The sequence below is a fragment of the Ensifer sp. B1-9 genome, assembly GCF_050474445.1.
Taxonomy (GTDB): Bacteria; Pseudomonadota; Alphaproteobacteria; order Rhizobiales; family Rhizobiaceae; genus Ensifer.
The window spans coordinates 78,199-89,263 of sequence record NZ_JBCHVG010000015.1 but is presented as its reverse complement, the minus strand read 5'-3'; the positions used below and the strand labels follow the sequence as shown (position 1 = coordinate 89,263).

Genomic DNA, 11,065 nt, shown 5'->3' with positions numbered 1-11,065 from the left:
CATTCACCTCAATTTCGGATTGAGCGCATCGCGCAGCCAGTCACCGAGCAGGTTGACCGAGACGACGAGAAGGCAAAGCTGGATGACAGGAAAAAGGACGACCCACCATACGCCCGAGAACAGGAACTGGTTGCCAAGGCGGATCAGCGTTCCGAGGCTCGGTTGGCTGGGCGGCATGCCGATACCGAGGAACGAAAGTGTTGCCTCCGTCAGGATCGCCATGCCGAAGTTCAAGGTCGCAGCGACCATGATCGGCGTCAGCGTGTTCGGCAGGATATGCTTCAGCATGATGCGCCGAGCCGGCGTCATCAAAAGGCGCGCGGCCTGGACATATTCCTTACCGCGTTCGACGATCGTCTGGGCGCGCACAGTACGGGCATACTGCACCCAGGCACTCAGCGTGATCGCCAGCACCAGCACTGCGGCGGCGCCAACGTCCCGCAGTTCCGGCGGCAGCATCTGGCGTGCGACCGCGCTGACGAGGATGGCGATCAGGATGGTCGGGATCGACAGGAGCACATCGCCGATACGCATCAAGAGGTTGTCGATAAACCGGCCAAAATAGCCGGCAATGAGACCGAGGCTGAGGCCAACGGCGAGCGACAGCATGACGGAAGCGACGCCGATCAGGATCGAAATGCGTGAGCCGTAGAGGATGGCCGAGAGCATGTCGCGGCCTTGCGTGTCCGTGCCGAGCACGTAGGGCCACTGGCCATCGGCCTCCCAGATCGGCGGTAGTTCGGAATTCCAAAGTTCGAGCTGAGCCGGATCGAAGGGGTTCTGCGGCGCAATCAGCGGTGCCGCGAAAGCCGTCACGATCAGGAAGGTGAGCATAACCGCCCCGACGATCGCCGAGGGCTTGTGGGTGAAGGACCACCAGAGATCGCTCTGGCGCCAGCGAGCAAGCCTGGAGGGCTGGCGTGGCGGCGTGGTTGGCTGAACGTGATCTGTCATGACAGCGACCTCAACGGGTGGCATCGCGCAGCCGCGGGTCGATGACCGCATAGGCGATGTCGACCAGGGTGTTGAGCGTGACGAAGATGAACGAGACGATGCAGAGATAACCCGCCATCACGGGCATATCGAGGAAGGTGACCGCCTGGATGAAGAGCATGCCCATGCCCGGCCACTGGAAGACGGTTTCGGTGATCAGCGCAAAGGCGATCAGCGAGCCGAAATTCATCGCCGTCATGGTGACGACAGGCATCAGACAGTTGCGCAGCGCGTGGCGGAAATAGATGCGCCAGCGCGGCACGCCGCGGGCACGCGCGAACTTCACGAAGTCGGAGCGCAGAACCTCCATCATCTCGGCCCGAACGAGGCGCATCACCAGGGTGATCTGGTAGAGCGCGAGCGCGAGAGACGGCAAGAGCAGCGATGCGCGGCCCGAGGCCGTCAGCAGGCCGGTGCTCCACCAGCCGAGCTGCACGACATCACCGCGACCGAAGGCCGGCACAAGCCCGAGGGTTACGGCAAAGACGAGGATCAGCAGGATACCGACGACGAAGCTCGGCAGCGAGACGCCGATGATGCTGACGAATTGCAACCCCTCCGAATACCATCGTCCTCGATGGATGGCGGTGACGACGCCAAGTGGAATGCCGATTAAAAGCGACAGGATGGTCGCAACCAGTGCAAGTTCCATGGTCGCCGGGAATCGCTCGGCGATGAGCGTCATGACGTCCTGGCCGTTGCGGTAGCTGATGCCGAAGTCGCCCTGCGCCGCGTTCACGACGAAGCGGCCGTACTGGCTCAGAAACGAATCGTTGAGCCCGAGCTTTTCGCGCAGTTCGATGCGGTCGGCCTGCGACATCTGCTCGTTGGCCATCAGCTCGACCGGATCGCCGGCGAAACGGAAAATCAGGAAGGCCAGCAGCGCGACGGCGAGCATGACCAGCACGGCATTGGCCAGCCGCTTGATGAGAAAGACAATCATTGGGTTTCTCGCTGAATGAGAAGGCCCGGCAGAGCGAACCCTGCCGGGGCAAGGAAACTCAATCGCCGATACGGGTCAGCCAGTGGCGCGGCTTGTTGTCGGCCCGAATGGTCACATCCGTGACGTTCTTGGACATCGCCCAGGCCATCGGCTGCTGGTGCAGCGGGATCATAATGACCTCGTCCTTCGCAAACTTCAGCGCCTCGGTCTCGATTGCCAGGCGCTTGTCATGATCCATCTCGAGCGCGGCCTTCTTCACCATTGCGTCGAGCTCCGGATAGGACCATCCGCCGTAGTTGGCGACACCGGCCGCACCTTCGCGGGTCGAAAGCACCTGAACCAGGATCGAATAGGCATCGAGCGTCGGCTCGTTGGCCCAGCCGATCATGTAGGCGTCGGATTTACCGCCGGCACGCTTCGGTGCCTGGACCGCGCGCGGGCCGATGTCGAGGGTCGGCTTGAGGCCGATGCGCGACAGCATCGAAACGAGTGCGCTGCAGACGTCTTCTTCGTTGACGCTCTCATCGTTCATGCAGACGAGCGTGAACTCCTTGCCGACGGCGCCGGCCTCTTCAAGCAGCTTCTTTGAGAGTTCCGGATCGTAGCTCGTCGGCACGTCGAGCTCGGCGCTGTAGCCCGGGATTTCCGGGGCGACCATGGTGCCGGCGACATGCGATTTGCCGCGCATCACGCGCTTGAAGATGAGTTGGCGGTCGATTGCATGGTCGATCGCCTGGCGCACCTTGATGTTGTTGAAGAAGTTCTCGCGACCGTCGGCGAAGGTCTCGTGACGGTTGAAGACCATATGCACGGTGCGCAAATCGGTGCGCTCGACGACCTTGATGTCCGGCGAGCTCTTCAGGCGCTCGAGATCCTGTACTGGCGCGCCGTCAGTGAGATCGATCTCGCCCGAGAGCAGTGCTGCCACGCGCGTGGCGGCTGAAGTGATCGGCATGAACTCGATACGGTCGAGATTGTGCTTCGGCGTATCCCACCAGCCCTCGTTCTTGACGAGTACCGTCTTGCTGTCGGGGACACGGGACTCGAGCTTGAACGGGCCGGTGCCGTTCGTGTTGTGGGTGGCGTAACCTTCGACCTTGGCGCCGACGTCGGTTGGCAGCTCGGACTTGTTGTCGACCAGCCAGTCCTTGTCGAACATGAAGATATTGGTCATGTCGTTGAGGAACAGCGGGTTGGGCGAGTTCACTTCAATATCGACGGTGTAGTCGTCGACCTTGGTGGTGGAGACGTAGGCCGGAATATTGCCACGCAGCGGCGAGGTCGGGTGGCTGACGCGAGCCATGGAGGCAACGACGTCGTCAGCGGTGAAGTCGGCGCCGTTCTGGAACTTCACGCCCTTGCGCAGATGGAAACGCCAGACCTTGTCCTTGACCATCTCCCAGCTGGTGGCAAGCGCCGGCTCGACCTTGAACTCGGGCGTATAGCGGGTCAGGCCCTCGTAGATATGGTTGAGGAAGGCCAGGTTGGAGGTACTGCCGTAAGAATACGGGTCGAGCGAGTAGATATCCCGCGGGCTCCCCCAACGCAGCGTTTCTGCGGATGCGGTGGTTGCAAGGAAGGCGAATGCCAGCCCCGCAAGGAGATGCTTTCTCAGTTTCATGTGGTTCCCTCTATTTTCTCGTCAGTGCCATATCCCGGCGTTCTCGCCACGCTTGAGCAAGTCAGCCTAGATTTGAAGCTGCTGGCGACAATGTCAACTATTTTGTCGACAATTTTGTATGCATAAATGTTGAAAGTCGGATACGGCTCGGAGAACCAACGCGCGGTTGCCAATGGGTTTCACGAATGGAGGGCCTCGCATCTTCGGCGAAACGGTCAAAAAAAACGGCCGCCGGACATCCTTCGAGACCGGCGGCTAAAACGGCTATCATTTCGAGAAAATAAGCGCTTGGTCGTGTCAGTTCACGCGGAGCGCGTCGTCCGTTCTTCCGCTGGTTAACGTTGAGGGAGCCGGCGCCCTCAACGCCCGTCGGGTGGTCGACACAGTCGTATTCCTGACTCTAGACGACAACCCTGCCGAGCCGCAGAAGCGAGACCGTCACGCGCGTTGGCGACGACTGGCTCCTTCAATCGGCTAATGTGAGGCTGAACCAAAGCCCGTAAGGAAGGCCGTCAAGTTGTCGGACAGCGCATCGCAGAGATACCCGCCTTCCTGGACGATTGCCGTGGGAAGCCCCAGTCCGGCCATCGCTTCGCCAATGCGGGCAAATCCTGGCGTCGACACGGAGAGGCCGCCGAAGGGGTCTCCTTCGTAGGCGTCGAGTCCGAGCGCCACGACCAGCGCATCCGGCGCGTAGGCTCGGATCCGGCGAGAGGCGGTATCGAGTGCAGCCAGGAATTCCGCATCGCCGGATTTGCGTTCGAGCGGCAGGTTGAAGTTGTAGCCGAGACCCGGGCCCTCGCCGCGCTCATCGGCATGGCCCCAGAAGAACGGATAGAAACGCACGGGATCCGCGTGGATCGAGACGGTGAGCACGTCGGCGCGCTGATAGAAGATGCCTTGCGTGCCGTTGCCGTGATGCAGGTCGACATCGAGGATCACGACGCGGGCAGCGCTCTTGAGAAAGCGCTGTGCGGCGACGGCCGAATTGTTGACGAAACAGAAGCCGCCGGCGACGTCGGCGAAGGCGTGGTGCCCCGGCGGCCGGCATAGCGCATAAGCCGCGCGCTCCCCCGCCATGACTGCATCTGCCGCTTCCACCGCACTCCAGGCGCTCCAGCGCACGCTGTCCCATGTCTCACCGGATATCGGGCACGCGGTGTCAGCCATGTGATAACCCGCCTGCCCGACGGCCGAAGCCGGATACCGACCATCGCGCGCCAACGGATGGATGTTTGGTATGACCTCGTCTGAAGCCTCTGCAATGCGCTGCCAGCGCGCGTAGATATGTTCGAGGAAATCGAGATATTCGGGCGTGTGCACGGCAGCAATCGGGCCGAGCCCGTGGTCAAGGGGCCGCAAGATCTCGCAGCCCGCAGCCCGCGCCCCAGTCAGAAGGCGCTCGACCCGTTCAGGCTGCTCGGGGTTGGGCTGCGGCGCACCGCTCGAAAGGAAGGCCTTGGGATTGTGTCGCTTCTGTTCCAGTGCGTAGAAGGCTTTCATGTTCTCTCTCGTTCCTTCGTCTTCAAATTTTCCGCCCGCCGGCCAGAGCCAAGAAGGCCTCGCCATAGGCGGCATGAGCGCGATCTTTCGCCTGCCAGGTAATACCGAGCCGCTCATAGAGCCGCTGCGCCGGTAGGTTGTCCACGTCGACCTCCAGCCGGAGGTAGTCTCCGCCACTCGCCCTCGACCATGCGGCGACTTCGCGAAGCAGGGCTTCGCCGATACCGAGGCCACGGAAAAGACCATCAACATAGAGGTCCTGCACGAAGACACCCGGACGCCCGCGCCAGGTCGAAAAGATCGGGAAGAACAGGCAAAGACCGGCAAGGTCGCCACCCGCCTCGGCGATCAGACTGTGGAAGGCGGCGTGCGGACCGAAGCCGAAACGGCGGTAGTCATCGACCGTGCAAGTGACATTGTCCGCCATCTCGAGCCCGCGCCCCATAGCCAGGATCGCACGATGTATGGTATCGGCATCCCCTGGTTCGCCTGCGCGAATTCGGACATCGGCCATTGAGCTCTTGATCGTCGTCACTGTTTTCCCTTTCACTGCCGGCAGGCGAAGACTCAAGTGGAACGATGCCCGTGTCGCCGGCTTCAGAATGCCACCTGATCTCCGCCCTTGAGGCCGAGAAGAGCACGGGCCTCCTTAGGGGTTGCAACCTCCAGTGACAAGGCCTCGAGAACTGCGCGAATGCGGTGAACCTGTTCGGCGTTGCTGGTCGCAAGCGTCCCGCGGCCGTTATAGAGACTGTCTTCTAGCCCGACGCGCACATTGCCGCCCATGGCAGCAGCCATTGTGATCATCGGCATCTGGTGGCGGCCGGCAGCCAGCACCGAGAAGCTGTAGTCGTCTCCGAAGAGCTTGTCGGCGATGCGCTTCATGTGCGTGAGATTTTCGGGGTCGGCGCCGATGCCACCGAGAACGCCGAACACGAACTGGATGAAAAGATGACCGGACACCAGGCCACGATCGCGGAAATGCGCCAAAGAATAGAGATGGCCAACGTCATAACATTCGAACTCGAAGCGCGTGCCGCAGCCCTGACCGAGCCGCGTCAGGATGAACTCCATATCGGCGAAGGTGTTCTTGAAGATCGAACTGCGCGTTGCTTCCAGAAGTTCCGGCTCCCATTCGTGCTTCCATTCCGTCGGTTTGTCGAGCGCCGGAAATAGCGCGAAATTCATCGAGCCCATGTTCAGCGAGCACATTTCCGGTTCGGCGCGAAGGGATGCGGCAAGCCGGTCTTCCAGCCCCATCAGCGAAGAGCCGCCGGTGGAGATATTCACGACCGCATCGGTCGACTGCTTGATGCGCGGCAGGAATTGCATGAACAGCGCCGGATCGGCCGACGGACGGCCGTCCTCCGGGTTACGCGCGTGTAGATGCAGGATGGAAACGCCGGCCTCGGCCGCTGCAATCGCTTCGGAGGCGATCTGGTCGGGCGTGATCGGCAGGTAAGGCGACATGGTCGGCGTATGCACCGATCCCGTCACCGCGCAGGTGATGATCACTTTGCGCGATGTCTTGGCTTTCGTCATGGTCAAGCCCTCAGCGATTGACGGGAAGGTTGAGTTCTTCGGCAAGGACTTCGAGAACATCACCGAGGATGCCGACGATCTCGCCGACCTGCTCGCGGGTGATGATCATCGGTGGGCAGACGAGGAAATGGTCGCCCTCGACGCCGCCGCGCGTGCGCCTGGAATAGATGATCAGGCCGCGTTCATAGGCGAGATCGACCATGCGTTGGTGTGCGTTCAATTCCCTCGGCAACGGCCTCATCGTTTCGCGGTCGGAAACGAACTCGGCTGCCAGCAGTAATCCCTTGCCGCGCACGTCGCCGATGAAAGGGAAACGACCGGACAGCGCCACCAGTTCTGCCTTCAACACCTCGCCCATGGCGGCGGCATTGTCTATAAGGCCAAGCCGATCAATCTCGTCGAGGACGGCAAGACCGGCGGCGCAGGCAAGCGGATTGCCGGCATAAGTGAAGCCATGTTGGAAACCGCCGGCATCGAGAACCGGCTGGACGATCCGCGTCGGTGCGGCCATGGCACCGAGCGGGCAATAGCCGGAAGCGAAGCCCTTGGAGAGAGCGATCAGGTCCGGGCGGCAATTCCAGTGGTCGCCACCGAGGAACTTTCCGGTGCGGCCGGCGCCGCTCATCACCTCGTCATGGATCAACAGGATGCCGTACTTGTCGCAGATTTCGCGAATGCGCGGGTAGTAGCTGTCGGGCGCCACCAGAGCTCCGGTCGAGGCGCCGCCGATCGGCTCCATGATGAAGGCCAGCACCGTTTCGGGGCCTTCCGCCTGGATCTTCTCCTCCAGCATGTCGGCATATTTGATGCCGCGCTGCTCCATCGTCAGGTTGTCCCGGTCGAGATAAGCGGTTGGCGCCGGCACCTTCGGCATCTCGCGCATCATCGGCGAGAAGGGATCTGAGAGTGCGGCATAACCGGTGACGGCCAAGGCGCCGAGCGTGCCACCATGATAGGAGGGAAAGCGCGAAATTACCTTCCAGCGATCCTTCTGACCGGTGGCGACAGCCCATTGCCGCGCGAGCTTGAGACAGGATTCGACGGCTTCCGAGCCGCCTGACACGAAGAAGATCTTGTCCATGCCCTCAGGCAGCTTTGAGGCGGCGCGGCGGGCCAAGTCTTCCGCAGGCTCGTTTTCGAAATGCAGGCGGTAAGCGAAGGTCACCCGATCCATCTGGTGCTTCATCGCGTCGAGTACGTTGCGGTTGCCATGGCCGATATTGACCACCATGGCGCCGCTAGAACCGTCGATCACCCGGCGTCCGTCCTGATCCCAGAGATAGATGCCTTCCGCGCGGTCAACCAGTGGACGGCGCAGGCGCGACTGGTAGAAGAGGTGAGAAGCGGGTCGTTCGTTGGAAGCTGTCGTCTTGAGCATGGCAAGTCTCTGTCAGCGGTTGAGATAGTGATTGAGAACATTGGCGGTGACGCGCTCGACCATCGCGTCGCCGCGTTTGAGCGCCGCCACCCATTCGCAGCTTCCGGCGTGGAAGACCTCGCCCTTGCCGCGCGGGAAATTGACGATCATGCCTGAGCCGCGCTTGACGCGTTCGACGGCCCGCGGGCCATCGTCGCCGATCAGCGTCTCGGCGACGAATTTCGCGTCGGCATCCGAGAGGAACTGGTCGTCAGCGGGAATGTCGGCGCTTTCTTCCTTCAACGACGACATGCCGAGCGCGAGGATTTCGAGGCCCTTCGGCGCACCACTGTCTTCGGCAGGCTCCGGCAGTCCGCCGCGGATGATGTAGTCGAGACCATCGACCTCATAGCCGAAGGCATGACCTTCCGCGCCGAGGATATCGCCGTAGTAGATGCCCGTTCCGGCAAAAGCCCAATGCTCGGGCCGATAGACCGGAAAGCCCCGTGCGCCGCGCGGGGCGCAACCGCCCCAGCCGACATAAAGCCCGCGAGTGGCATTGAGCCCGAAGGTCGCCGCACCCGGCCGACCGATCTCGGCTGCCTCCCAGGAACCGCTGGTGCGCGTCGGATCGGCTGAGCGATAGGCGGGGTCTTCGGCCCGTGACCGGTACTTGTAACAAACCTGGCGCTTGCCGCCGTCTTCGAGGCGCGTCTGCCACATGAAGTTGCCGGCAAAGCGGGCCGCCCTGCCGCCGCGCTCGACGTAGGTGTCGACCGCATCGCGCATTTCCCAGGTCCAGTATTCGTCGTGGCCGACGAAGACGACGCAATCATAGCCGTCAAGGATCTCAGGATTGAAATGCAGTTCGTGCTGGCTGGCGAGATCGACGGAATAGCCCTGCCGCTCCGCCCAGCGAAAGAAATGGCTGTCGTAGCTCGCCCAACCGGAGGAGGCATATTTCTTGGAATAGCCGTTGGCGTAGGCCCATTCCATATGCGGGTAACGTGGAGCGACGGCCATTGGCGCGTAGATTTCAAGCGGCACGCGCGGCGCGTCGGCCGGCAGCACGACGAAGCCACGGCAAAAGGGACGCTCGATGCTGACCGTCGTCGCATACTGATCGCGGTTGGGACCCGTGATGCCCTGATAGTGGTTGGATCCGCCCCAGGTATTGTAGGAGGTCCAGGAGCCGGTCGCGGCGACCTGCAGCACGCGGCCCGGCTTTCGGCCAGCGATAGGCCGCACGATGAAGAGATGATGACAATGGATCGGCGTGCCGTCCCTGCCCTCTGCTCTCAGCGTGATGCGGTAGGCGCCGGAAGGCCAATCGTCTTCGACTTTGAACTCGAAGCTCGTCTCCCAGCCGCAGCCGATGACCGAGCACTGATCAGGCGTCTCTTGCCAGCGCGCCGCAAGACCGTCACGCTTCACAACGCTCTGCTCGACTGCACCGTCGCGAACGATCTCAAGCGAGAAGCGGGGTGCCGTCGAGCTGACCTGCAGGCGCACAGTGGCGCCGGGCGGATAGGCATAGGCATCGGTGTAGCACCAGATCTCGCCGCGCTCCCCATCCATGCCCGGATATTCGTAATAGTGACCGAGCACCGCTTCGCGGCGCTGCTCCGGCGTCAGGCCGAAATCCGGGTACTGGTTGTTCTTTTCCATCATGACACCCTTCACGCCGCCAGATACTTCTTGAGGAAGGCCCGCGTGCGCTCCTGCGTCGGTTGGCGGAAGATCTCGCCTGGCGCGCCCTGCTCGACGACGACGCCGCCATCCATGAACAGGACACGGTCGGCGACCTCACCAGCAAACCGCATCTCATGTGTGACAATCAGCATGGTCATGTGCTCGGCGGCGAGTTGCTTCATGACCGCATTCACTTCGTCGACCAGTTCCGGGTCGAGGGCCGAAGTCGCCTCGTCGAAGAGCATCACTTTCGGCTGCATCGCAAGCGCCCGGGCAATTGCGACGCGTTGCTTTTGTCCGCCGGAAAGCCGGGACGGAAATGCATCGACCTTGTCGGCAAGCCCGACTTTCGACAGGAGTTCAATGGCGAGTTCACGCGCCGCCGCCTTTACCATGCCCTTCAGAATGATCGGCCCCATGGTGATGTTCTGGAGCACGGTCAGGTGTGGGAACAGATTGAAGTGCTGGAACACCATGCCCATCTGTTGGCGCACCGCATTGATGTGCCTTTCGAAGGCCTGACCTCTCAGGTTCTGGTTGACCTGAACGCCATCAAGCCAGACTTCGCCACCATTCAGCGTCTCCAGATGATTGATCGATCTCAGGAGCGTGCTCTTGCCCGAACCGCTCGGGCCGATAATCGCGACGATCTGGCCGCGCGCCACGGAGAGATCGATGCCCTTCAGGACTTCCAAGGCGCCGTAATTCTTGCAGGCACCCTTGACTTCGACCATAGGTCTCTGAGCCGTCATCGTGAAACCTCCACGTTCTTTTCGACCTGGCGCAGACCCGCTTCGAGGACGAGATTGAGGATGTAATAGAGAGCCGCGACCGTGATGTAGAATTCGAACGGCCTGAAAGTCTCGCTGATCGCGAGCTGTGCGGCGTGGACGAGTTCGGCGATGCCGATGATCGAGACGAGCGAGGATTCCTTCAGCAGCACGATCAGGTTGTTGCCCATTGCCGGAATGGTGTTGCGGATTGCCTGCGGCACGATGAAGTATCGCAGCGTCTGCATGCGGCCGAAGCCAAGGCTGCGGGCGCCCTCCGTCTGTCCGGCATCGACTGCCACGATACCGGCGCGAAGGATGTCGGCATTGTAGACGGCAAAATGCAGGCCGAGGCCGATGATGCCGGCGATCAACGCCGGGATCTTGAAGCCCAGCTGTCCGAGCCCGTAGTAGATCAGGAAAAGCTGGAGGAGCAGCGGCGTACCCATGAACAGCCACATGAACGCCCGCACCGGCAGGGCCACGGTCTTCGGTGCATAGAGCACGACGAGGGCGAAAACGATGCCGAAGACGAAGCTGATCAGGGCGGCGGAGATGGTCAGGACAACCGTCCACCAGACGCCCAGCCAGAGGATATCGGCATAGGGGAGAACGACGCTGAAATCGAGACCTTGCATGCGCGT

The 11,065-nt window shown here is 61.8% G+C and carries 10 protein-coding genes; all 10 read right to left on the bottom strand.

Annotation, left to right across the window (positions count from 1 at the left end; all coding sequences use genetic code 11):
- Positions 1 to 3: 3 nt before the first annotated feature.
- A complete protein-coding gene (locus tag ACQ5BM_RS26540) occupies positions 4 to 954 on the bottom strand; it encodes an ABC transporter permease (protein WP_429817804.1) in 951 nt (316 codons plus the stop codon).
- A gap of 10 nt (positions 955 to 964) precedes the next feature.
- Positions 965 to 1,936 (bottom strand): ABC transporter permease, encoded by a 972-nt coding sequence (locus tag ACQ5BM_RS26535; RefSeq protein WP_429817802.1) that lies wholly within the window; start codon positions 1,934 to 1,936, stop codon positions 965 to 967.
- A gap of 58 nt (positions 1,937 to 1,994) precedes the next feature.
- A complete protein-coding gene (locus ACQ5BM_RS26530) occupies positions 1,995 to 3,557 on the bottom strand; it encodes an ABC transporter substrate-binding protein (protein WP_429817800.1) in 1,563 nt (520 codons plus the stop codon).
- A gap of 474 nt (positions 3,558 to 4,031) precedes the next feature.
- Positions 4,032 to 5,060 carry a histone deacetylase family protein gene (locus ACQ5BM_RS26525; protein ID WP_429817798.1) on the bottom strand — a complete coding sequence of 343 codons (1,029 nt, stop codon included), beginning with the start codon at positions 5,058 to 5,060 and terminating at the stop codon, positions 4,032 to 4,034.
- A gap of 22 nt (positions 5,061 to 5,082) precedes the next feature.
- A complete protein-coding gene (locus ACQ5BM_RS26520) occupies positions 5,083 to 5,574 on the bottom strand; it encodes an N-acetyltransferase family protein (protein ID WP_429817974.1) in 492 nt (163 codons plus the stop codon).
- A gap of 83 nt (positions 5,575 to 5,657) precedes the next feature.
- The gene (locus tag ACQ5BM_RS26515) at positions 5,658 to 6,602 is read right to left on the bottom strand and encodes a 3-keto-5-aminohexanoate cleavage protein (RefSeq protein WP_429817796.1); all 945 of its coding nucleotides are present in this window, start codon (positions 6,600 to 6,602) and stop codon (positions 5,658 to 5,660) included.
- A gap of 10 nt (positions 6,603 to 6,612) precedes the next feature.
- Complete coding sequence (locus ACQ5BM_RS26510; RefSeq protein ID WP_429817794.1) at positions 6,613 to 7,980, bottom strand: aspartate aminotransferase family protein; 1,368 nt, start codon at positions 7,978 to 7,980, stop codon at positions 6,613 to 6,615.
- Positions 7,981 to 7,992: 12 nt separating this feature from the next.
- Positions 7,993 to 9,630, bottom strand: coding sequence for a N,N-dimethylformamidase beta subunit family domain-containing protein (locus ACQ5BM_RS26505; protein WP_429817792.1), 1,638 nt, complete (start codon positions 9,628 to 9,630; stop codon positions 7,993 to 7,995).
- Between the two features lie 8 nt (positions 9,631 to 9,638).
- Complete coding sequence (locus ACQ5BM_RS26500) at positions 9,639 to 10,403, bottom strand: amino acid ABC transporter ATP-binding protein (protein WP_429817790.1); 765 nt, start codon at positions 10,401 to 10,403, stop codon at positions 9,639 to 9,641.
- Entirely contained in the window at positions 10,400 to 11,059 is a 660-nt protein-coding gene (locus ACQ5BM_RS26495; RefSeq protein ID WP_429817788.1) for an amino acid ABC transporter permease, read from the bottom strand. Before ACQ5BM_RS26495 ends, ACQ5BM_RS26500 begins: the two co-directional genes overlap by 4 nt.
- Between the last annotated feature and the right edge of the window lie 6 nt (positions 11,060 to 11,065).

Coding starts and splice junctions, on each gene's coding strand:
- ACQ5BM_RS26540 (WP_429817804.1), bottom strand. CDS start 954: ATGACAGATCACGTTCAGCCAACCACGCCGCCACGCCAGCCCTCCAGG.
- ACQ5BM_RS26535 (WP_429817802.1), bottom strand. CDS start 1,936: ATGATTGTCTTTCTCATCAAGCGGCTGGCCAATGCCGTGCTGGTCATG.
- ACQ5BM_RS26530 (WP_429817800.1), bottom strand. CDS start 3,557: ATGAAACTGAGAAAGCATCTCCTTGCGGGGCTGGCATTCGCCTTCCTT.
- ACQ5BM_RS26525 (WP_429817798.1), bottom strand. CDS start 5,060: ATGAAAGCCTTCTACGCACTGGAACAGAAGCGACACAATCCCAAGGCC.
- ACQ5BM_RS26520 (WP_429817974.1), bottom strand. CDS start 5,574: ATGGCCGATGTCCGAATTCGCGCAGGCGAACCAGGGGATGCCGATACC.
- ACQ5BM_RS26515 (WP_429817796.1), bottom strand. CDS start 6,602: ATGACGAAAGCCAAGACATCGCGCAAAGTGATCATCACCTGCGCGGTG.
- ACQ5BM_RS26510 (WP_429817794.1), bottom strand. CDS start 7,980: ATGCTCAAGACGACAGCTTCCAACGAACGACCCGCTTCTCACCTCTTC.
- ACQ5BM_RS26505 (WP_429817792.1), bottom strand. CDS start 9,630: ATGATGGAAAAGAACAACCAGTACCCGGATTTCGGCCTGACGCCGGAG.
- ACQ5BM_RS26500 (WP_429817790.1), bottom strand. CDS start 10,403: ATGACGGCTCAGAGACCTATGGTCGAAGTCAAGGGTGCCTGCAAGAAT.
- ACQ5BM_RS26495 (WP_429817788.1), bottom strand. CDS start 11,059: ATGCAAGGTCTCGATTTCAGCGTCGTTCTCCCCTATGCCGATATCCTC.